At 72.1% G+C, this 20,820-nt stretch carries 21 protein-coding genes; 16 read left to right on the top strand and 5 right to left on the bottom strand.

All coding sequences use genetic code 11. The features are described 5' to 3' along the window. Positions 1–4 precede the first annotated feature (4 nt). The 9 genes from OG310_RS12795 (at position 5) to OG310_RS12755 (ending at position 9,090) form a co-directional block, all read left to right on the top strand. Positions 5–1,282, top strand: coding sequence for a thymidine phosphorylase (locus OG310_RS12795; RefSeq protein WP_329460149.1), 1,278 nt, complete (start codon positions 5–7; stop codon positions 1,280–1,282). A 138-nt stretch (positions 1,283–1,420) separates the two neighbouring features. Further along, positions 1,421–2,011: a Uma2 family endonuclease gene (locus OG310_RS12790; protein ID WP_329456014.1), complete on the top strand. Its 591-nt coding sequence runs from the start codon at positions 1,421–1,423 to the stop codon at positions 2,009–2,011. Positions 2,012–2,075: 64 nt separating this feature from the next. Further along, complete coding sequence (locus OG310_RS12785; RefSeq protein WP_329456013.1) at positions 2,076–2,405, top strand: hypothetical protein; 330 nt, start codon at positions 2,076–2,078, stop codon at positions 2,403–2,405. 674 nt (positions 2,406–3,079) lie between these two features. Next, complete coding sequence (locus OG310_RS12780; RefSeq protein ID WP_329456012.1) at positions 3,080–4,768, top strand: ATP-binding protein; 1,689 nt, start codon at positions 3,080–3,082, stop codon at positions 4,766–4,768. Further along, the gene (locus OG310_RS12775) at positions 4,765–5,190 is read left to right on the top strand and encodes a roadblock/LC7 domain-containing protein (protein WP_329456011.1); all 426 of its coding nucleotides are present in this window, start codon (positions 4,765–4,767) and stop codon (positions 5,188–5,190) included. Before OG310_RS12780 ends, OG310_RS12775 begins: the two co-directional genes overlap by 4 nt. Continuing rightward, entirely contained in the window at positions 5,187–5,549 is a 363-nt protein-coding gene (locus tag OG310_RS12770) for a DUF742 domain-containing protein (RefSeq protein ID WP_329456010.1), read from the top strand. The genes OG310_RS12775 and OG310_RS12770 overlap by 4 nt, the downstream gene beginning before the upstream one ends. Beyond that, entirely contained in the window at positions 5,530–6,129 is a 600-nt protein-coding gene (locus OG310_RS12765; protein ID WP_443078844.1) for a GTP-binding protein, read from the top strand. The genes OG310_RS12770 and OG310_RS12765 overlap by 20 nt, the downstream gene beginning before the upstream one ends. 394 nt (positions 6,130–6,523) lie before the next feature. Continuing rightward, positions 6,524–7,933: a cytochrome P450 gene (locus OG310_RS12760; RefSeq protein ID WP_329456008.1), complete on the top strand. Its 1,410-nt coding sequence runs from the start codon at positions 6,524–6,526 to the stop codon at positions 7,931–7,933. Beyond that, positions 7,819–9,090 (top strand): cytochrome P450 family protein, encoded by a 1,272-nt coding sequence (locus OG310_RS12755; RefSeq protein WP_329456007.1) that lies wholly within the window; start codon positions 7,819–7,821, stop codon positions 9,088–9,090. The genes OG310_RS12760 and OG310_RS12755 overlap by 115 nt, the downstream gene beginning before the upstream one ends. A 293-nt stretch (positions 9,091–9,383) precedes the next feature. Here OG310_RS12755 and OG310_RS12750 read toward each other — a convergent pair whose 3' ends face one another. Then, positions 9,384–10,370, bottom strand: a complete 987-nt coding sequence (locus OG310_RS12750) for a sigma-70 family RNA polymerase sigma factor (RefSeq protein ID WP_329456006.1) — start codon at positions 10,368–10,370, stop codon at positions 9,384–9,386. A 173-nt stretch (positions 10,371–10,543) separates the two neighbouring features. After that, positions 10,544–11,803, bottom strand: a complete 1,260-nt coding sequence (locus OG310_RS12745; RefSeq protein WP_329456005.1) for an MFS transporter — start codon at positions 11,801–11,803, stop codon at positions 10,544–10,546. Between the two features lie 62 nt (positions 11,804–11,865). Between OG310_RS12745 and OG310_RS12740 the strand changes: the two genes are divergently transcribed. Continuing rightward, the gene (locus OG310_RS12740) at positions 11,866–12,858 is read left to right on the top strand and encodes a LysR family transcriptional regulator (protein WP_329456004.1); all 993 of its coding nucleotides are present in this window, start codon (positions 11,866–11,868) and stop codon (positions 12,856–12,858) included. A gap of 140 nt (positions 12,859–12,998) precedes the next feature. Here OG310_RS12740 and OG310_RS12735 read toward each other — a convergent pair whose 3' ends face one another. Further along, entirely contained in the window at positions 12,999–13,478 is a 480-nt protein-coding gene (locus OG310_RS12735; protein ID WP_329456003.1) for a MarR family winged helix-turn-helix transcriptional regulator, read from the bottom strand. Positions 13,479–13,547: 69 nt separating this feature from the next. Between OG310_RS12735 and OG310_RS12730 the strand changes: the two genes are divergently transcribed. After that, complete coding sequence (locus OG310_RS12730) at positions 13,548–14,489, top strand: alpha/beta hydrolase (protein ID WP_329456002.1); 942 nt, start codon at positions 13,548–13,550, stop codon at positions 14,487–14,489. Between the two features lie 85 nt (positions 14,490–14,574). Here OG310_RS12730 and OG310_RS12725 read toward each other — a convergent pair whose 3' ends face one another. Next, on the bottom strand, positions 14,575–15,006 hold the full coding sequence (locus OG310_RS12725; protein ID WP_329456001.1) for an ATP-binding protein: 432 nt from the start codon (positions 15,004–15,006) through the stop codon (positions 14,575–14,577). 252 nt (positions 15,007–15,258) lie between these two features. Between OG310_RS12725 and OG310_RS12720 the strand changes: the two genes are divergently transcribed. After that, positions 15,259–16,107: a helix-turn-helix domain-containing protein gene (locus OG310_RS12720; RefSeq protein ID WP_329456000.1), complete on the top strand. Its 849-nt coding sequence runs from the start codon at positions 15,259–15,261 to the stop codon at positions 16,105–16,107. Positions 16,108–16,117: 10 nt separating this feature from the next. Further along, positions 16,118–16,309 carry a hypothetical protein gene (locus tag OG310_RS12715; protein ID WP_329455999.1) on the top strand — a complete coding sequence of 64 codons (192 nt, stop codon included), beginning with the start codon at positions 16,118–16,120 and terminating at the stop codon, positions 16,307–16,309. Between the two features lie 233 nt (positions 16,310–16,542). Here OG310_RS12715 and OG310_RS12710 read toward each other — a convergent pair whose 3' ends face one another. Continuing rightward, positions 16,543–17,346, bottom strand: coding sequence for a SigE family RNA polymerase sigma factor (locus tag OG310_RS12710; protein ID WP_329455998.1), 804 nt, complete (start codon positions 17,344–17,346; stop codon positions 16,543–16,545). A 236-nt stretch (positions 17,347–17,582) separates the two neighbouring features. Here OG310_RS12710 and afsQ1 point away from each other — a divergent pair, with 236 nt between their 5' ends. From afsQ1 to OG310_RS12695, 3 genes are all read left to right on the top strand, one after another. Then, entirely contained in the window at positions 17,583–18,260 is a 678-nt protein-coding gene (gene afsQ1, locus OG310_RS12705) for a two-component system response regulator AfsQ1 (RefSeq protein WP_235797034.1), read from the top strand. A gap of 124 nt (positions 18,261–18,384) precedes the next feature. Then, positions 18,385–19,962: a HAMP domain-containing sensor histidine kinase gene (locus tag OG310_RS12700; RefSeq protein ID WP_329460148.1), complete on the top strand. Its 1,578-nt coding sequence runs from the start codon at positions 18,385–18,387 to the stop codon at positions 19,960–19,962. After that, positions 19,959–20,660, top strand: a complete 702-nt coding sequence (locus OG310_RS12695) for a hypothetical protein (protein ID WP_329455997.1) — start codon at positions 19,959–19,961, stop codon at positions 20,658–20,660. The genes OG310_RS12700 and OG310_RS12695 overlap by 4 nt, the downstream gene beginning before the upstream one ends. Positions 20,661–20,820: the final 160 nt, after the last annotated feature.

Raw genomic sequence — 20,820 nt, 5'->3', positions numbered from 1 at the left:
TGACATGGACGTCATCTCGGTGATCCGCACCAAGCGCGACAAGGGCGAACTGACCCCGGAACAGATCGACTGGGTGATCGACGCGTACACGCGCGGAGCGGTCGCGGACGAGCAGATGTCCGCACTGGCGATGGCGATCCTGCTCAACGGCATGAACCGGACCGAGATCGCGCGCTGGACGGCCGCGATGATCGCCTCGGGCGAGCGGATGGACTTCGCCGCGCTGTCCCGGCCCACCGCCGACAAGCACTCCACCGGCGGTGTCGGCGACAAGATCACCCTGCCGCTCGCGCCGCTCGTCGCGGCCTGCGGCGCGGCCGTCCCGCAGCTCAGCGGCCGGGGCCTCGGGCACACCGGGGGCACCCTCGACAAGCTGGAGTCGATCCCCGGCTGGCGCGCCTCGCTCAGCAACGACGAGATGATGCGCGTCCTCGACACCACCGGCGCGGTCATCTGCGCGGCCGGGGACGGGCTCGCCCCCGCCGACAAGAAGCTGTACGCGCTGCGGGACGTGACCGGCACGGTCGAGGCGATCCCGCTGATCGCTTCCTCGATCATGTCCAAGAAGATCGCGGAGGGCACGGGTTCGCTCGTCCTGGACGTGAAGGTCGGCTCGGGCGCGTTCATGAAGACGATCGAGGACGCGCGGGAGCTCGCGTCCACCATGGTCTCTCTCGGCACGGACCACGGCGTACGGACCGTCGCCCTGCTCACGGACATGGCGACGCCGCTCGGCCTGACGGCCGGCAACGCGCTGGAGGTACGGGAGTCCGTCGAGGTCCTGGCCGGTGGCGGTCCCGCCGATGTGGTGGAGCTGACGCTCGCGCTGGCCCGGGAGATGCTCGACGCGGCGGGCCTGCCCGACGCCGACCCGGAGAAGGCGCTCGCGAACGGCGCGGCGATGGACGTGTGGCGCCGCATGGTCGCGGCGCAGGGCGGCGACCCGGACGCCGCGCTGCCGGTGGCCGCCGAGCGGCACGTGATCACCGCTCCCGCCACCGGTGTGCTCTCCCGCCTCGACGCGTACGACGTCGGTGTGGCGGCCTGGCGCCTCGGCGCGGGCCGCGCCCGCAAGGAGGACGCGGTGCAGGCAGGCGCGGGCGTCGAACTGCATGCCAAGCCGGGCGACGAGGTCCGTGCGGGCGAGCCGCTGCTGACGCTGCACACGGACACTCCGGAGAAGTTCGCGTACGCGCTTCAGGCTCTCGGCGGCGCCTATGACGTGGCAGCGCCCGGGACGCCGTACGAGCGGACACCGGTGGTGCGGGAGCGGATCGGCTGAGCCTTACTGAGCTGCACTGAGCTGGACGTTTCAGCCCCCGGCATATGCGAATGACACGTCTGGGTGAACGGGATCGGTGGACCTGCGCCGGTCCCGTTCGGCATGCCGGCCTCGGTGATGACCAAGAAGGAGACCGCCATGAGCGCACTCGCCGCCGAGCCCGGAGCCTCGCACGGGCAGGGCTGGGACGAGATCGTCCGCCTCTGGGAGGGCACGGACGCACCAGAGGGCTGCACGGTGGAGATCATCGAGGGGATCATCACCCTGGCACCACCGCCGTCCAACCACCACAACCTGATTGCGCACCTCGTGCAAGAAGTGCTGTATGCCGTGAAGCCGAAGGGGTGTGGCGTCTTCCAGACCCAGGGGGTCACTGTCCCGAGCAAGAAGGGGCTCTACGTCTCTGACCTGCTGGTGGCGGACCTGGGGGAGCTCGCGGGCCCCGGCTACTCCATCCCCGCCCATCGCGCCGAACTCGTCGTGGAGATCACGTCCGAGTCCAACGCCGACCACGACCGCATCGCCGAGGTCAATGGTTGTGCAGCGGCCGGGGTGCCGCTCTACCTGCTGCTGGACTCCTGGCACTCGGCCCGCCCCACCTTCACGCTCTACGGCGATCCTGCCGACGGGACGTATCGCACACTCCTCGTGGGCGAGTACGGCGAGAAGCTGATGCTCCCCTCCCCCTTCGACTGCGACATCGACACCTCGGAGTTCCCTGTCTCCTGAGGCCTCGCGTCTCCCTGGACCGCGACCACGATGAGTTTCCGTCGTGGCGGCGGTCCTTTCCCGTGTGGCAGACACCGACCGGATCGTCGTGCACCTGTCCTGGCCGCTCGCGGCGGGCGGCACGGGAGCGTTGTGCGCCGGCCTGGCCGCGCGGGTGGACGGCGGGGGAGCGCTGGTGGAGATCAGGGTCGACGGGAGGGTCGGCGCGGACCTCCTGGCCGTCGAGGCGCTGGCGCGGCTACGGCTGACGGCCGCGCGGCTCGGCTGCCGGACCGTCGTGCGGGGCGCGGGGATCGAGCTGGTCGGCCTGCTGCACACCGTCGGGCTCGGTTTCCTCGTGACGCAGGGGACGGGGGAGGCGGGAGCGGGAGCGGGGCCCGGCGGCGGGACGTAACGGCGGGGCGCGGGGGGCCCGGCCCGTTTCCGGCCGTGGGAACCGGTCGAGCCCGGTGCCGTGGGAGCGCCCGTGCGGGTGTGCCGGTCCGGTGCCGGTCCAGCGGTGACGCAGGGCCGTCGGAGTGCTGATCCGGGGGTGGCGCTGTGCTGATTCCCAGGCGATCCGGGGTCGATCCGGTGGCGGTGACGTGTCGCAGGACCGTGACAACGGGTGCTTTTCAGACGGGGGTTGAGGACAAGGCCGGGCCGTGGAGGCCGTTCGAGGGCTCCATACGGGAGTGCCGGTGTTGACGGACGCGCCGGAACGCGAAGTTTTCATCACGTCGATTTCCAGCCAACTGGCGTAATGAACTGGCCGATTCGCCGATGTGATCTTTCTATCCCCGGCGGTACGTCAGGCCAGGCCGGACATGGGATGGCGGTGCCGTTAGGGGGCGGCCCGCGTATGAATCCGCATGTTTGTGCGGTGCCCGGCGGCGGCTGCCATCGGCACGAAGTGCCGCTACCGGCCTTTGGGGCGCGCCCGTTGATCGGTAGCATCCCGCCTGTGTCCGTCCCCCCACCGTGTGCGAGCGCTTCCGACGATCCGCCAGGCCCTGTCTGACGGGCGGGTGTTGTCCGTCCGTGGAGCCGCACCCCTCCCGTGCCCCCGATCGTCCGCTTGAGGATCTGATGAACCCACCCCCACAGGACTCGGTCTCCTGGTCGCTGATCGTGGCCGCCGTCCTGGCGGTCGCCCTCGTCGTCACCGTCGTGGTGGCCCTTCGCGCACGTGGCGCCGCCCGCCGCGCCGAGAAGAGGGCCCGCGCCGCTGAGGACCGGATCCGCATCACGGAGGACCTGCACCGGTCCGTCGAGGAACGTCATCGCGCGCTCAAGCGCGAGTTCGACCTGCGTGACGCCGAGGACCGGCACATGGCGGAGCGCCAGGTGCCCGCCCTCGTGCAGGCCCTGTGGGAAGGCCGCGAGGCCGATTTCCCGCCGCCGCTCGGGACCACGGCCGCGGGTGGCAGCTCCTTCGCCGACCGGCGCGAGGACGCCCTCCAGCAGGTCCGGCAGGCGGCCACCATGGTCGCGGGCCGCGCCGAGGACGGCGCGAAGGCGGTCGTCTCCACGGTCACCCGCTCCATGCAGGCCCTGCTGAACGACACCACCAACGCCATCGACGCCATGCTGGAGCGGCACGACGACCCCGGTGTGCTCGCCGACGCCACCGCCATCGACCACGCGAGCAACCAGCTCGTCCGTCGTACGCAGATCATCAACGTGCTCACCGGCTCCTGGCCGGGACGGCAGCGGCGCAGCTCCCCGCTGCTCGACGTGGTGCGCGGAGGCGTCTCCAAGATCCGCGACTACGACCGCATCAAGATCACCGGCGCTCCCTCGTACCGCGTCGTCAGCCAGGCGGTGGAGCCGGTGGTGCTCGCCGTGGCCGAGCTGCTCGACAACGCGGCCCGGCACTCGGAACCCGGTTCCGACGTGCAGGTCTGGTTCGTGCAGGGACACAACGGCGTCACCGTGATGATCGACGACTCGGGTGTCGGCCTCACCCGCGAGGTGCGGGAGCAGGCCCGCGCGCAGTTGTCGGGGGACGAGGAGGTGCGCCTGACCAGGATGGGCAGCCGCCCCAAGTTCGGCTTCCCCGCCGTCGGCGTGCTCGCCCGCAGGTACGGCTTCCGGGTCAGTGTCGACCAGGAGTCCATCTACGGCGGCGTACGGGCCGGGGTCTTCCTGCCCTCCGCCCTTCTCACCACCCTGGACAGCACGCCTCCGGGCCGGCGCGACGAGCCGGCGGAGGCGGAGCGCCCGGCTCCCGCCGAGGAGTCCGGCACCGGGCGCGCCCCCCAGCAGGACGCCCCTCCGCTGCCCACCCGGTGCCCCCGCGTCTCGGATGACGACGAGGAGAGCGGAGCCCCGGACCCGGTGTCCGCCGGGGACTCCCACGAGGTGGGCTCCGAGGAGCGGACCGGCGGGGAGGCCGAGGGGCCGGCCGGAGTCCCCGCCTCCGCCCGGACCGGCGACGGCGCGGCGGACCTGCCCGCCCACGGGCGCCCCGAAGAGCCGCTGGCCGGCGGGAGCCGCCCCCAGGCCGGCCGCCCGGCCGGCACCGGTCCCCGCCAGGAGAGCGTCCCCGGCCCCCGGGCGACCGAGCCCGCGCGGCCCTCGGACGACGAGCCGCCGCGCACCCGCCCCGACGGCCTGCCGCAGCGGCGCCGCCGCTCCGTGCGCCCGTCCCTGGCCGAGGGCGTGTCCCCGGCCCAGCCGCCCATCAACTCCAGCCGCACCGTGGGGGCCTTCGCGCGAGGCATCCGCAGTGCGCGGGAGCGCCGGAACACCGACGAGAGGACCACAGACCAATGACCCACTCCACCTCCACCCCCAAGGCGGTCGGCGACTTGGGCTGGATCCTCGACGAACTCCTGCGCACACCGCACACGTTGCGCGCGATCCTGCTCTCGGCGGACGGTCTGATGTCCGCGACGTCCAGGGACACCGAGCGGGACATGGCGGACCGGATGGCCGCGGCGGTGTCCGGCATGCAGGCGCTGAGCCGGGAGGCCGCCCAGTTCGCGGACAGCGACGGGGCCTGGGAGATGACGATGATCCAGTACCGCACCGGGTACCTGTTCGTGATGGCCGCGGGCGACGGCAGTTACCTGGCGCTCGCCGCCGACGCCGACGCGGACGTCGAGAACGTCTCCTACGCGATGGAGGAAACCGTGGACCGCCTCGGCAAGCAGCTCGGGATCGCCCCGCGAGTCGCCACGGGTACTGGTTCATGACGCGCGCCCGCCCGGGGCGGGAGAGCGGACTGGTCCGCCCGTACGTGGTGACGGGCGGCCGGTCGGCGCCGAGCCGCAACACCTTCGACCAGGTCACACTCGTCAAGATCCTCCACCAGGACCTGTCGCGCGCGAACCTCACACCGGAGCAGCTCGCGGTGCTCGAACTGTGCACGCCCGGCGCCCTGTCGGTGGCCGAGATCGGCAGCCATCTCCGGCTGCCCCTCAGTGTGCTGCGCATCGTGCTCGCCGACCTGATGGAGACCGGGCACATCACCACCCGGTCCACGATCCTGAAGGCCCAGCGGGCCGACCGAGAACTTCTGGAGGCGGTCCTTGCTGGACTCCAAGCACTATGAATCCGCCGCGGGAACCCATCTGCGGGGCGACGAGACGACGGTCAAGGTCCTTGTCGCCGGGCACTTCGGGGTCGGCAAGACCACGTACGTCAAGACTCTCTCGGCCATCCGGCCGCTGCTCACCGAAGAGGTGATGACGGCCGCGAGCATCGGCACCGACGACCTGAGCGGTGTGCCGCACAAGACGACCACCACCGTCGCCATGGACTTCGGCCGCATGTCGCTCAGCGACGACCTGGTGCTGTACCTGTTCGGCGCGCCCGGCCAGCAGCGGTTCTGGTCGGTGGTGGGCGACCTCGCGCGCGGCGCCCTCGGAGCCCTCGTCCTCGCCGACACCCGCAGGCTCGGGGACAGTTACCCCGTCATCGGCCTGATGGAGGAGCTGGGCCTGCCGTACGCGGTGGCCGTCAACCGCTTCGACGGTGCGCCGGAGTACGGGCTCGAACAGCTCAGGGACGCCATGGACCTGGAGATCGACACCCCGCTCGTGCTCTGCGACGCGCGCGACCACGCGAGCGCCAAGGGCGCGCTCGTCGAACTCGTCGCGTACCTGATCGCGTTGGCGCCGGCGCCCGTGTGACTCCGCGCCGTGCGGTGCCTTCGGACCGGGCCCGGTCCGCCCCGAACACCGGTGCGTCCGGTGCGGCTCCTGGTCCGCACGGCTCCGGCGAGTACGTCGGGCGCACCGGATGTGCGGGTCCACCGCGCACACCGGCCGCCCCGCCACCGGAGCCGGTGCCGCGCCGGGCCCGTACGGCCGCGCGGGCCCGGCGCGAACGTGCCGCCCGGGGCCGGCCGGCACGCGGCCGACCCGAGCGCGTGCCGGCCCCGGTCCGACGCGGGTGCGCCCGGTCCGCAACGCGCCGTGACCCACCTCCCCAGCCCTCACTGACGCACCGTCACGCGGTGCTCGCGGTCGCGGCCCCACCCCGCGTCACGCGTACCGACCAAAACCCCTCCCCGGAGCGCGCCCGATGCCCAGCAACCACCCCGTGAGCCCTGAACTGCCCCCCGCCGTATGCCCGTTCTCCGCGCAGGCCGCCGACGGCGAACTCGGCGAGATCCTGAAGATCCACGGTCCCGAGTTCACCGCGGACCCGGGGGCCACCTACGCGAAGCTCAGGGCGCGCGGGCCGATCGTGCCGGTCGAGTTCGACAACGGCGCGTACGCCTACCTCACCACCACCTACCGCGCGGCCCTGCACCTGTTGCGGCACACCCCCGACCTGTTCGCCAAGGACCCGAACCACTGGGTGGCGCTGTCCTCGGGGCAGATCCCCGAGGGCACCCCGGCCGTGTCGATGATGCAGCCCCGCGACAACGCCCTGTGGCTGGACGGCGCGCCGCACACCCGGCTGCGCAAGACCATCACCGACACCGTCGAACTGGTCGACAGCCACGCGCTGGAGGGCGCCGTGGTGCGGATCGCCGACACACTGATCGACGCCGTCGCCGAACGCGAGGAGTTCGACCTCGTCACGGCCTTCGCGGACCCGCTGCCGATCCAGGTCATCATCGAGATGTTCGGCTGCCCGCCCGACCTGGGACTGCGCCTCATCACCGCCATCGGCAAGCTGTTCGACGCGGGAGCGGACGCCGCCGCCGCCAACCGCGAGATCGTCTCCTGCTGCCTCGAACTGATCACCCTGCGCCGCGCGGAGCCGAGCGGCGACGCGACGTCCTGGCTGCTCGCCCACCCCGCCCGGCTGACCGACACGGAGATGATCCAGCAGATCATGCTCGTCGCGGGCGCCGGCTCCACCCCGAGCTCCAACCTGATCGCCAACGCGCTGCTGCTGATGATCGACGACCCGGCGTTCAGCGGCAGCGTCTACGAGGGCGTGCACTCGGTGGCCGAGGCCATGGACCAGGTTCTCTGGGAGGACCCGCCGATCGCCAACTACTCGCCGGTGTACGCGCGCGTGCCCGAGACGTACGAGGGCGTGCGCCTCGAACCCGGCGTGCCCGTCCTGGTCAGCTTCGCCGCGGCCAACAGCGACCCGGCGCTCGCCCGTTTCCGGCGCGCGGGCAACCGCGCCCATCTCGCCTTCAGCGCCGGCGCGCACGCCTGCCCCGCGGTCGACCTGGCGAGGGTGATCACCGAGACCGCCGTCGAGCGCATCCTCGACCGGCTCCCCGACCTGAGCCTCGCCGTCGACCGCGCGGACCTCGTCCGCAGGCCCGGCACCTTCCACTCGGGATGGACCGCGCTCCCCGTGGTCAACCCGCACGCCGACCCGTCCGCACCACCACACCAAGGAGCGACGTCATGGACACCCAGCCGGCCACCGTCTCAGGCTGCCCGTTCCGCATCGATCCCGCAGCGCACGACATTCATGCCGAAAGCACCCGGATCCGAGCCGGCGGCCCGGCCGTCCAGGTAGAGCTGCCCGGCGGGATCACCGCCTGGTCCGTCGTGGACGCGGCGCTCGCCAAGCGGCTGCTGACCGACCCCCGGGTGTCGAAGGACGCGCACCAGCACTGGCCCGCGTACATACGCGGAGAGGTCGCCGAGGACTGGCCGCTGCGGATCTGGGTCGACGTGCGCAACGCCCTCAGCGCCTACGGGTCCGAGCACACCCGGCTCCGCAGGCTCATAGGCCCCGCCTTCACCGCCCGGCGGGTACGGGCGCTGCAGCCGGCCATCGAGGCCATCGTCAAGGAACTGATCGACGACCTCGACACCCCGCACGAGGGCCCCGTGGACCTGCGGGCCCGGTTCGCCTGGCTGCTGCCTCTGCGCGTGGTCAACATGCTCCTCGGCGTGCCCGAGGAGATGCACGAGACCTTCCGCACCACCGTGGGCGGCCTGTTCGCCACCGATGTCCCGGCCGAGGAGGCGGGGGCCAACGCCATGGCCGTGTACGCGGCCCTGACGGCGCTGGTCGACGCCAAGCGCGAGAACCCGGGCGACGACGTCACCAGCGAGCTGATCGAGGCCCGCGACGACGAGACCGGCACCGGCCTGAGCCAGCAGGAACTCCTCGACAGCCTCGTCCTGCTGATCGGCGCCGGCCACGAGACGACGGTCAACCTCTTCGACCACGCCGTCGCCGACCTGCTCGGCCACCCCGACCAGCTCGCCCTCCTCAGGGCGGGCACGGCCTCGTGGGGGGACGCCGTGGAGGAGATCGTGCGCCACGAGGCACCCCTGGCGAGCATGCTGATGCGCTTCGCCGTCGAGGACGTCGAGGACGAGGAGAGCGGCCTGACCTTCCGACAGGGCGACCCCATCGTCATCAACTACGCCGGCATCAACCGCGACCCGGCCGTCCACGGCGAGCACCCCGAGCGGTTCGACATCACCCGGGAGACCCGCAGGGAGCACCTGGCCTTCGGCTACGGCACGCACTTCTGCCTGGGGGCCGAACTGGCCCGGCTGGAGGGGCGCATCGCGCTGCCCGCCCTCTTCGAACGTTTTCCCGACATGGAACTCGCGCTGCCGGCGGCCGAGCTGAAGCCGCAGGAGTCCTTCATCTCCAACGGGCACCGCGAACTCCCCGTCCACCTGCACCGCGCGCCTGCCCCGGCCACTGCCTGACACGGCCGAGGGCGAGTACCCCGCTCCGCCCGACCCGGCCGCCGGTCCTGCGGTCGGGTCGGGTCGGGCGAACGGTACGCAACTCCGCCGGCCCGTACGCGACTGCGTCCGCCGGTGGTCAACTCCGTCGGCCGGTGGTGGTCAACTCCGCCGGCCCGTACGCGACTGAGTCGGCGGGTGGTCAACTGCCTCGGCACGTAGGCGACTCCGTCCGCCGGTGGGCAGCACCCTCGGCCGGTACGCGACCCCCCGGCCGGTGTCCATTTCAGGCCGGCCGGGTCCGGGTCCGGTGCTCAGCTTCCTGCGGGCAGCCGCATCGGGAGCTCGAACAGCCGGAACCACCGCGGCGTGTCGAGGAACGAATTGATCCCCAGGATCTTCCCGTCCTCGATCTCCATGATCATCAGTGCCCATGGCGTGAACCCGTCGCCGTCTTCCGCGGGGTGGTAGTGCGCGAACGCGGGCGTCCCGTTCGCCACCACGGGCACCAGGCGCGAGCCCCGGCAGACCGAGCCCACACCCTCCATCCAGCCCACGATGTTCTCGTGGCCCCGCAGCCACAGGTCGTACGGGGGCATGGACAGCGTCGCGTCCTCGTGCAGCAGCGCGGTCAGCGCCTTCATGTCGTAGCCCTCGAAGGCGGCCACGTACCGGTCGAGCAGTTCCCGCTGCTCCTCGTCCAGTTCGTCCGCCGTGTCCGTCTCGGCGGGCGCGGCCTCCGCGAGCGTCGCCCGCGCGCGCTGGAGCGCGCTGTTCACGGAGGCGACGCTCGTCTCCAGCAGCTCCGCGACCTCGCTCGCCTTCCAGGCCAGCACCTCGCGCAGGATCAGCACCGCGCGCTGTTTCGGCGGCAGGTGCTGGAGCGCCGCCATGAACGCGAGCCGGATGCTCTCGCGCTCCACGGCCGCCTCGGCCGGGTCGGCCACCGACGGCAGGACCCGGCCGTCCGGGGCGGGCTCCAGCCACGTCAGCTCGGGACGCGCCGTGAGCTGCGCCTGAGCCACCGGTGTCGGTCCCGTGAGATCCATCGGGCGGGCCCTGCGGTTGCCGGCGCTGAGCATGTCGAGGCACACGTTCGTCGCGATGCGGTACAGCCAGGACCGCAGGGAGGAACGGCCCTCGAACTTGTCCATGGCGCGCCAGGCCCGCACCATCGTGTCCTGCACCGCGTCCTCGGCCTCGAACAGCGAGCCGAGCATCCGGTAGCAGTAACCGGTCAGCTCCCTGCGGTGCTGCTCCAGCCGGGAATCGAGATCCTGCGTCGTCGCCGTCTCAGACATCGCTCACCCCAGTAGCCCCCTGGCGCCCGTTCGGGAGCCCCTCCTCCGGAAGCTACCGCAGCCCACTGACAGGCGCGGCTTCTCGCGGAAATCGCCCCCGGCGACCGGCCCGCGCACCGGTGTCCTGCGCCTGCCCTTCCTCAGAGCGCCGGGACGTGTCCCGGCTCGCGTCCTCAGAGCGCCGGGGCGTGTCCCGGCTCGCGCGAGCGCCGCGTGATCCGCCGGGCGGCGACCGTGCCGTACAGCGTCAGCCCCGCCACGCCCGCCATCGCGACCAGGCCCATCCCGACGGTCGCGGCCCACCCCGCCGAGTGGAAGGCCGCCGCGCCGATCGCCCCGCCCGCGCTGCTGCCCAGGTAGTAGGCGGCCTGGTAGAGCGCCGAGGCCTGCGCGCGTGCCTGCGTCACCGTACGGCTGACCGACGACGACGCCACCGCGTGCCCCGTGAAGAACCCCGCCGTGATCAGTACGAGCCCCACGATGACGGCGGCCAGCGAGTTCATCAGCGTCACCAGCAGCCCCGCCGACGTGGTGACGAGAGCCGCGTACAGGGCCCCGCGCCGGCCGAGGAGCGCGACGACCCGGCCCGAGGACGCCGAGGCGAACGTACCGACGAGGTACACCACGAAGACGGACCCGACGATGCCCTGCGGCAGGCTGAACGGCGCGCCCGTCAGCCGGTATCCGATCACCGTGTAGACCCCGCCGAAGACCACCATGAACAGCGCGCCGATCCCGTACAGGCGCAGCAGCAGCGGATTGGCGAGGTGCCTGCCGACCGTCCGTCCGAAACCGGCGAGTGACAGCGGCCGTGGCGTGAAGTTACGCGCCTTCGGCACCATGATCCGGAAGATCACCGCGCACGCCACCGCGAGGAGTCCCACCGCCCCGAGCGCCACGCGCCACCCCCAGGCCTGCGCTATCCAGCCGGTGAAGATCCGGCCGCTCATGCCGCCGATGCTGTTGCCGGCGACGAACAGGCCGATCGCTGAGACCAGCGCGCCCGCCTCGACCTCCTCCGCGAGGAACGCCATCGCGGATGCCGGCAGCCCCGCGAGCGCCGCGCCCTGCACGGCCCGCAGCACGATCAGGACCGTCAGGTTGGGCGCGAACGGCACCGCGAGTCCGACGGCCACCGCCACCACCAGCGACGCGGTCATCATCGAGCGCCTGCCGAAGCGTTCCGACAGTGCGCTCAGCGGCACCACGGCCAGGGCCAGCGCGCCGGTCGCCGCCGCGACCGTCCAGCTCGCGTCGCCGGGGGAGACCCGCAGCGCGTCGGAGACTGCGGGCAGCAGGGCCTGCGTCGAGTACAGCAGCGCGAAGGTCGCGATCCCCGCGACGAACAGCGCCAGGCTCAGCCGCCGGTAGCCGGGGCGTCCGGGGGACAGGAGTGCGGGCGCCGCCGGCGCCAGGGTACTGACAGAGGCCATACAAGGAACGTACGAACGCGGTCCTGATGCGTCCAATGCATCAGTCGGGGACAATCGTTCCCGTGGAGCATGAACCGAGGTCCGAGCCGCGGAACGGACCGAGAAGTGACGAGAACCGCATCGAATGGCGGGTGGACCGGGCCACGAACGGGCGGGACTGGCCGGTCGTCCTCGCGCCCCGCCTCGCCTACTTCGCCCAGGTCGCCCGCCACGAACATGTCACCAGGGCCGCACTGGACACGGGCGTCCCGCAGTCCACTCTGTCCCGCGCCATCGTCCGTCTGGAGCAGGACCTCGGCGTCGCCCTGTTCGACCGCAAGGGCCGCACGGTGGCGCTCACGCGCGAGGGCCGCTCGTTCCTCGGCGCCGTGGAGAGCGCGCTCGCCGACATCGGGCGCGCGGCCGAGTCCCTGCGGGCCGACGCGGACCCGGCGACGGGCAAGGTCGCCTTCGGCTTCCTGCACACGATGGGCTCCGAGACCGTGCCGGGCCTGCTGCGCGAGTTCCGCGCCGACCATCCGCGGATCAGGTTCCAGCTCGTGCAGACGTACGGGGAGGCGATGCTGGAGCGGCTGCGCGCCGGTGAACTCGACCTGTGCCTCACCTCGCCGGTACCCGACGAGCCCGGCCTCGTCGCCCACCGGCTGGACGAGCAGCGGCTGCGTCTCGTCGTGCCCGCCGACCACCGGCTCGCGCGGCGCCGGCGCGTACGGCTCGCGGAGGCCGCCGAGGAGGCGTTCGTGACCCTGGAGCCCGGCTACGGGTTGCGCCGCATCACCGACGACCTGTGCGCGAAGGCGGGCTTCCGGCCGCGGATCGCCTTCGAGGGTGAGGAGGCCGAGACGCTGCGCGGCCTGGTCGCCGCCGGGCTCGGGGTGGCGCTGCTGCCCCCACCGGCTTTCGCACGCCCGGGGGTCGTGGAACTGACGGTCACCGCGCCGCGCGCGGCCCGCGAGATCGGCGTGGCCTGGCTGGAGGGCCACCACGACACGCCCCCGGTGACCGCCTTCAAGCGCTTCCTGCTGTCCCGCAGGGGCGGTCTGGTGACGGCGTGACGGGCCCACGGCCTGACGGCCTGACGGCGGTGACGGCGTGGGGGCGTCGTGGCCTGACGGCCTGACGGCCTGACGGCCTGACGGCCTGACGGCCTGACGGGGCCTCGGCCGGACCGCCCTGCACGCCGGGGCGATGCCCGTCAGCCCGTGGGCGTGCCGATCTGGTGACGTTCCAGCGCGGAGCGCAACTCCGCGAGGGCCTGTGCGGTGGCTGCCGCCGAGGCGCCGTCGAGAGAGCCACCGATCAGCTCGGCCAGTGCCGCGGCGAAGGTCTTCTCCGCCGCGTCGACCAGTCGTGAGCCGTCGTCGGTCAGGGCCAGCAGCGAGGACCGGCGATCGGACGGGTTCGGCAGCCGGACGGCCCATCCCTGCTTCTCCAGACGGTCGATGGTCTTGCTGGTCGCCCCGATGCCGATGGCGAATTCGGCGGCGAGGTCCGCCACCCGGGCCTCGGGGTGGTCGCGCAGGTAGCGCAGCGCCTCGAACTGCGAGGTGACGATCTTGTGCCGCTCACGGAGACGGTCGTTGAGGGCGTTGTACAGCCGCGTCTCGCATCGGACCAGGTCGGCGAAGAAGCCCGGGAGGTCGGCCGCCGTCGCACCGCTCGTTGTGGATGTCACGGCATATAGTTTACGTTAGATGCCACGGCATATAGTTCCGTGGAATGCACCTGTGACGGGAGAAAGAACATGAGCAAGCGACAGCGCGCCCAGGTCAATGCGATGCTGCGGCAGCCGGAACCCGAAGGCCCCCTCCCGGTCGAGGAGATCCGAGCCGGATTCGAGATGCTGATGGCCCGGATGCACGTGCCGGACGGCATCCGCACCGCGCCGACGTCCCTCGGCGGCCGGCCGGCCCTGCGCGTCGAGCCGGACGACGGGCCGCGTGCCGGGACGATCCTGTACTTCCACGGCGGCGGCTGGGTGTACGGCTCCCCCCGGTCCGCGCTGTCGCTGACGGGACAACTCGTCGTCAGGACCGGGTTCGAGGCGTACTCGGTCGACTACCGGCTCGCGCCGGAACACCCGTTCCCGGCCGCGATCGACGACACGCTCAGCGCCTACCGCGCCCTCCTCGACAGCGGTCAGGACCCCTCGGCCATCGCGTTCGCCGGGGACTCGGCCGGTGGCGGCCTCGCCGTCACTACCTGCCTGGCCGCCCGGGACGCGGGTCTCCCGCTGCCCGCCGCCCTCCTGACGTTCTCCGCGGGCGTCGACGCCACCCGCACGGGTGAGTCCATGGAGACCAAGGAAGGCGTCGACCCGGTCTTCACCCGCAGGTCCATGGAACAGACCGGAGCCATGTACCTCGCGGGGCAGAACCCCCGTCAGCCCCTGCTCAGCCCCGCCGTCCTCGCCGACCTGACCGGCTTCCCCCCGATGCTGATCCAGGTGGGCACCAACGAGATCCTGCTGGACGACTCCACGCGCCTCGCCGCACGGGCGCGAGCGGCCGGGGTGGACGTCATCCTGGACGTCACCGCCGATGTGCCGCACGTGTTCCAGGCGTTCGCCGGTGTCCTGGACGAAGCCGAGGAGGCACTGGACCGCGCGGCCCTCTTCCTCGGCCAGCGCATCCGCGCGGGCGCCACGGCCCGCACGTCGACCAGCCGGAGCCTGTCCGCTTCCTGATCTCGGCATGGGAGAAGGCGAGTTGACGGAGCCGGCTCCGTGGCGAGGGGGCCGCGCGCCCGCCCGGGTCCCTCGCCGCGAGTGATCACCCATGCCCAGCGAGCGGCAGGCCCGCGATGACGGAGATGCCGCGCACGGGTCGTGGCCGCACCGTCCAGGCGGCGGCGAGCCGGTCGACGAGCAGCAGCCCCCGGCCGTTCTCGGAACCGGCGCCCGGGTGCGCCACGGCGGGTGTCCCGGTACCGCCCGGCGGGTGGGAACCGGGGTCCGAGACGGCCACCCAGTAGTGCCCCTCGGCCGGCCACAGGACGAGTTCGACAAGCTCCTCGTGCGCCGAGCGGGTGCCGTGGCGGAGGGCGTTGGTGACCAGCTCGGAGGTCAACAGCTCGATGTCGGAGCCGAGATGGGTTCGTACGTCCTTCGGGAGCGCCTCGGCCACGGCGTGTCGGGCCCGTGACACGGAGGCGGGGTGCGCGGGGAAGCGCCAGTGGGCGGGTACGAGAGGGATTTCGGGCATGGCGAACTCCTTTGCGGTGAGGGAGGGTTCGAGATCGCCGGTGGCCTACCGCCCTGGTCGCGGACGCACCCGTCCCAGGGCGGACGGGCAGGCTCGCGCGGTGCGCTTCCGGCGCTACTGTGCGTGGGTGGTGCACGACTGACGGTAGAGCATGCGGTGGTAGATTTGCCACGTAGTCACGAAGAATGACCACGGAGTGGTGAACGAGCCCCGGTCCGCTGCACACGGAGCCTGCCGGGTGAAGGGAAGGGCATGCCCCAGAGGACAACACCCACCCAGCGCCAGCGAAGGCTGGGCAGTGAGCTGCGCCGCATCCGCACTGCGGCGGGGATGTCGGCAGAGATCGCCGCCGGATTGCTGGGCGTGGACCGCGGAAAGATCTCCAACATGGAGTCCGGCATTCGCGGTATCAGCGCCGATCGACTGCGGACGCTCGCCTGCAACTGCGATGTGACGGACACCCAATATGTGGACGCCCTGGTCGAGTTGGCGCAGTCGGCAACGGGCTGGTGGGAGAGCTATCGGGGGATTCTATCGGGGGGACTCCTCGATATCGCCGAGCTTGAGTGGCACGCACGGCGGATATTCACCGTGCAGACCGTGCACGTTCCGGGTTTGCTGCAGACCGAGGACTACGCGCGCAGCGTCTTCGACTCCGTTCTGCCTCCTCTGTCCCGCCAGGAGGTCGAGCTGCGGGTGCGGAACCGTCTGGAGCGACAGCGCGTCCTCGATGCGGAGATTGCCCGACCGTACGACGGGTATGTCCACGAGGCGGCGCTGCTCATGCAGTTCGGCGGACGCAGGGTCGCGCACGAGCAACTTGACCACCTGTGCGCCGCGACCGAACGCGACCACGTGTCCCTTCGAGTGATCCCGTTCGCAGCCGGCGCCTTTCCGGGTGCCGGACACGCCCTTCTCTATGCCGAAGGGGCCGTCAGCGAGTTGGACACCGCGCAGGTGGACACCGCCCACGGTGCCGAGTTCGTCCACGCGGAGGCCCAACTCGCCAAGTACCGTGCCCATCTTGCATGGATGGATCAGCATTGCCTGAGCGTGTCGAAGTCCCTGGATCTCGTTCACCGAATCGCGAAGCAGCTCTGAGGAGACCTTCATGCCTGACATCACCTGGGAAGCGCCCTTCTGCGGCGAAGGAAACAACTGCTTCCGCCTCGGCACCGACACCGACGGCAACGCCTACATAGCCGTCAACGGTGAGGAGGGCCGCTACCTCATCGACTCCGTGGACGCGCTGCGCACGCTGATCACCGACATCAAGGCGGGCAAGGCCGACCACCTTCTCTGACGAGGGACCGGGGTGCGGCACACCGCGAAAACGCCGGAGCCGGACAGGACCCCCCGGCCCGTCCGGCTCCGACGCTTTCTCGTTCCCCCGTGTGTTCCCCCCTGTGTTTCCCCCGTGTCCCCCCGTCCCCCCGCCCCTTGCCGGCCCGTTTCCGGCCCGTTTTCCTGCTGTGCGGTCCGTCCCCCCGAACGGTCCGCGTCCCCCTGGTTCCCCCCCGCCCCCGGACGGGCCGGTCAGGCGACCAGCTCGCCGAAGGACTCCTCCTCGTCACGGCCGAAGCTGAGGACCTCGTCGTCCCGCAGCCGGCGCAGGGAGCGCCAGATGCTGGACTTCACCGTGCCGACGCTGATGCCGAGGATGTCCGCGATCTCCGGGTCGGTGCGGCCCTCGTAGTAGCGGAGCACCAGCATCGTGCGCTGGGTCTCCGGCAGCCTGGTCAGCGCCTGCCAGAGCACCGTGCGCAGTTCCGTGCCGCTCATCGCGTCCGTACCCGCGGCCGTCTCCGGCAGCTCCTCCGTGGGGTATTCGTTGAGCTTGCGCCGGCGCCACGCGCTGATGTGCAGGTTGGTCATCGTCCTGCGCAGGTAGCCGCCGACCGCGGCCTTGTCGCTGATCCTGTCCCACGCCCGGTAGGTGGAGAACAGCGCGCTCTGCAGCAGGTCCTCCGCCTCGAACCGGTCGCCGGTCAGGTGGTAGGCCGCCGCGTACAGGGACGCGCGGCGCTCCTGGACGTAGGCGGTGAAGGCGGCCGTGTTGTCCGCGCTGTCCGTGGCGGCCGGGCCGTTCACGCTCTGCCCTGCGGGCCCCCCGGCCTGTGTGCCGCCCCCGTGAACCCCGGCGGTCCCCGTGCCCCCCGTGAACACGGGGTCGCCGTTGCCCCTGGCCGCGTCGACCACGCTCATGTACGACGGCTTGTGCTGACGTGCGGCGGCGCGGACGCACCCCCGTCCGTTCGCACCGCCCGGCTTCTCCGTGGTCCCCAGGTCGTGCAGACGCGTGACAACCGCGCCCGCAGCCGTCTCGTGCAGTGCGTTCATCCCGCGCCCCCCTCGGTCGGAGCCTCGTCTTTCCTTACACCGAGGAGCTTGCCGAACCCACTTCATCGCGTTGTCCCCCGACTGTCACAGAGCTGTCACAGGGGACGGAGCGGGCTCCTGAGGCGCGATGGAGGGGTGGCGGAACCGTGTCGAACCGGCCGAGATGGCGGGGACGGCTGAGGTGGAGCCGCCCGGACGGTCGAACTCCGGGCGCCGCATGGTTCAGAATGGCCCACGTGCCTTTCCTGTTGCTGATCGAGGACGACGACGCCATCCGCACGGCTCTCGAACTCTCGCTGTCACGCCAGGGCCACCGGGTGGCCACCGCGGCGACGGGAGAGGACGGCCTGAAACTGCTCAAGGAGCAGCGGCCCGATCTGATCGTGCTGGACGTGATGCTGCCCGGCATCGACGGTTTCGAGGTGTGCAGGCGCATCCGGCGCACGGACCAGTTGCCGATCATCCTGCTCACCGCGCGCAGCGACGACATCGACGTGGTGGTGGGCCTGGAGTCCGGCGCCGACGACTATGTCGTCAAGCCCGTGCAGGGCCGGGTGCTCGACGCGCGCATCCGTGCCGTGCTGCGCCGCGGCGAGCGCGAGTCCACGGACTCCGCGACGTTCGGCAGCCTCGTCATCGACCGTTCGGCGATGACCGTCACCAAGAACGGCGAGGATCTCCAGCTCACGCCGACCGAGTTGCGTCTACTGCTCGAACTGAGCAGGCGGCCAGGACAGGCGCTGTCCCGGCAGCAGTTGCTGCGCCTCGTGTGGGAGCACGACTACCTCGGCGACTCACGGCTGGTCGACGCCTGTGTGCAGCGGCTGCGCGCCAAGGTCGAGGACGTACCGGGCTCGCCGACGCTGATCCGCACCGTGCGCGGTGTGGGATACCGGCTGGACGCGCCTGCGTGATGCACGGACACGGCAGGTGAGGGACGACGACGCCCGTGAGGGCGCGCAGCAGCCGCAGCCGCCCCGCGGCACGGGAGCCGAGGACGGCGCCCCCTCCGGCGGGCGGCGCTTCGGCCACCTCGGCCTGCGCTGGGGCAGCCTGCGACTGCGCCTCGCGCTGGTCGTCGGGGCGGTCGCGCTGACCGCGGCGGTCTCCGCGTCGGGCATCGCGTACTGGATCAACCGCGAGGCGGTGCTGACCCGTACGCAGGACGCCACGCTCAACGACTTCCGCCAGCAGATGCAGAACCGCGCCGCCGACCTGCCGGTCCGGCCGAACGCGAGCGATCTGCGCACCACCGCGCGGCAGATGGCGGGCGACGGCAACGCGTACGACGTGCTGCTGATAGCCACCGGCCAGGACGGCCGGCCCATCAGTGGCGCGTCCGACGCCGACACCTTCACCCTGGCCGAGGTGCCCGCCACGCTGCGCGCCGCGGTGGGGGGCAAGCAGAAGGTCACGTCCGCGAACAAGTACCCGTACCACCTGTTCTGGCAGCGGGTGGACCACGACGGCACGCCCTACCTGGTCGGCGGGGCGCACATCGACGGCGGACTGACCGGTTACGTGTTCAAGTCGCTGGCGCAGGAGCGGGCCGACCTCGACTCGCTCGCCTGGTCGCTGGGGATCGCCGCCGCGCTCGCGCTGGTCGGGGCCGCGATCATCGCGCAGGCCGCGGCGCGCACGGTCCTCAAGCCGGTGCAGCGCCTCGGTGAGGCCGCCCGCAAGCTCGGCGAGGGCAAGTTCGAGACCCGGCTGCGGGTCACCGGGACCGACGAACTCGCCGACCTGTCGCGTACGTTCAACAACGCCGCGGCCTCGCTCCAGACGAAGGTCGAGGACATGAGCGCGCGGGAGGAGTCCAGCCGCCGCTTCGTCGCGGACATGTCGCACGAGCTGCGGACCCCGCTCACCGCGCTCACCGCCGTGGCCGAGGTGCTGGAGGAAGAGGTCGACAACCTCGACCCGATGATCGCCCCGGCCGTGACCCTCGTGGTCAGCGAGACCCGCAGACTCGGTGACCTGGTGGAGAACCTGATGGAGGTGACCCGATTCGACGCGGGCACCGCCCGGCTGGTGCTGGACTCGGTGGACGTCGCCGACCAGGTCACCGCCTGTCTGGACGCGCGGGCCTGGCTGGACGCGGTGGACCTGGACGCGGAGCGCGGCATCATGGCCCGCCTCGACCCGCGCAGGCTCGACGTGATCCTCGCGAACCTCATCGGCAACGCCCTCAAGCACGGCGGCGCGGGGGTGCGCGTCTCGGTGCGTACGCAGACGGCCGCCACGGGCCGGGAGGAACTCGTCATCGCGGTACGGGACAACGGGCCGGGTATTCCGGAGGCCGTTCTGCCGCACGTCTTCGACCGGTTCTACAAGGCGTCCGCGTCCCGGCCGCGCTCCGACGGCAGCGGGCTCGGCCTCTCGATCGCGATGGAGAACGCGCACATCCACGGCGGCACCATCACGGCGTCGAACGTCCCGGACGGCCAGGGAGCCATGTTCGTGCTGCGGCTGCCGCGCGGGGGGCCGGCCGACGACGGTCCCGACACCGATGCGGGCGGGGACCCCGGCACCGGTTCCGGCACGGGCACCGGCACCGGCACCGGCAGCGGTGACCAGGGCCGGGCCCCGGACGACGGCGGGGGCCGGGCACGGTGAACGGCGAAAACGGCCCCGGCGGGACGTCCGGGGGTGCCCGGCGGCGCGCGGGCAGGGGGCGCACGACGGCGCTCGTGGCCGGCGCGGCACTGTGCGCGGTGCTGCTGTCGGCGTGCGGCGTGCGGACGACGGCCGTACCGGTCGACGCGGGCGCGGCACCGTCCAGGCTGGCCTGCGAGGTCGACCAGAAGGACGCCGTCAGCCAGTCCCCCTCCGCCGCCACCACCGTGCCGGTCAGGGTCTACCTGGTGTGCGCCTCCGCGCTGACGGCCGTGGAACGCACGGTGCCCGTGCCGAGGCGGCCCGCCGCAGCGCGGGTCCCGCTCGCGCAGGCGCTGCTCGACGCGTTGCAGGCGCAACCGTCGGCGCAGGAGCACCAGGCCGGCTTCACCACGTACGTGGAGCCACCGCTGCTGGTCAGGCCGGGGCGACCCGGCGACCCGGCCGGGGCGCTGCGGCTGTCCACCCAGCCCGAGGACCTGCCGCAGTCGGCGCTCGCGCAGATCGTCTGCACGTTCGTCGAGAACGACACCGGGAGCCGCACGGCGGGTGACGACAGTGGGCAGGTGGTTCTCGGCGGGCCCGGTGCGTACCGGCCCCGGGACTACACCTGCGACCGCCGGGTCAAGACCGACCCGGATGCCCCGGTGCCCACGGCCGCGCCGAGTGCCGCACCCATGGCGCCCGCGACGCCCTGAGCGCGGGGCGAGGCCGTCCGGAGGACGTCCGCGGCCCGAGCGGCCCGTACGCGGCGCGTGCGGGCCGCGTACGGGCCGCGTAGACCCTGCGTGCGGCCTGCTGAGGGCCCGCGTACGGCCACAGGAGTGACGCTGCTCTCACGGGGAACCAGGCGCGCCC

The organism is Streptomyces sp. NBC_01497 (assembly GCF_036250695.1).
Taxonomy (GTDB): domain Bacteria; phylum Actinomycetota; class Actinomycetes; order Streptomycetales; family Streptomycetaceae; genus Streptomyces.
Note: the sequence above shows the minus strand (reverse complement) of the source record. Positions and strands in the feature narration are given on the sequence as shown.

Coding starts and splice junctions, on each gene's coding strand:
- OG310_RS12795 (WP_329460149.1), top strand. CDS start 5: ATGGACGTCATCTCGGTGATCCGCACCAAGCGCGACAAGGGCGAACTG.
- OG310_RS12790 (WP_329456014.1), top strand. CDS start 1,421: ATGAGCGCACTCGCCGCCGAGCCCGGAGCCTCGCACGGGCAGGGCTGG.
- OG310_RS12780 (WP_329456012.1), top strand. CDS start 3,080: ATGAACCCACCCCCACAGGACTCGGTCTCCTGGTCGCTGATCGTGGCC.
- OG310_RS12775 (WP_329456011.1), top strand. CDS start 4,765: ATGACCCACTCCACCTCCACCCCCAAGGCGGTCGGCGACTTGGGCTGG.
- OG310_RS12770 (WP_329456010.1), top strand. CDS start 5,187: ATGACGCGCGCCCGCCCGGGGCGGGAGAGCGGACTGGTCCGCCCGTAC.
- OG310_RS12760 (WP_329456008.1), top strand. CDS start 6,524: ATGCCCAGCAACCACCCCGTGAGCCCTGAACTGCCCCCCGCCGTATGC.
- OG310_RS12755 (WP_329456007.1), top strand. CDS start 7,819: ATGGACACCCAGCCGGCCACCGTCTCAGGCTGCCCGTTCCGCATCGAT.
- OG310_RS12750 (WP_329456006.1), bottom strand. CDS start 10,370: ATGTCTGAGACGGCGACGACGCAGGATCTCGATTCCCGGCTGGAGCAG.
- OG310_RS12745 (WP_329456005.1), bottom strand. CDS start 11,803: ATGGCCTCTGTCAGTACCCTGGCGCCGGCGGCGCCCGCACTCCTGTCC.
- OG310_RS12730 (WP_329456002.1), top strand. CDS start 13,548: ATGAGCAAGCGACAGCGCGCCCAGGTCAATGCGATGCTGCGGCAGCCG.
- OG310_RS12725 (WP_329456001.1), bottom strand. CDS start 15,006: ATGCCCGAAATCCCTCTCGTACCCGCCCACTGGCGCTTCCCCGCGCAC.
- OG310_RS12720 (WP_329456000.1), top strand. CDS start 15,259: ATGCCCCAGAGGACAACACCCACCCAGCGCCAGCGAAGGCTGGGCAGT.
- OG310_RS12715 (WP_329455999.1), top strand. CDS start 16,118: ATGCCTGACATCACCTGGGAAGCGCCCTTCTGCGGCGAAGGAAACAAC.
- OG310_RS12710 (WP_329455998.1), bottom strand. CDS start 17,346: ATGAACGCACTGCACGAGACGGCTGCGGGCGCGGTTGTCACGCGTCTG.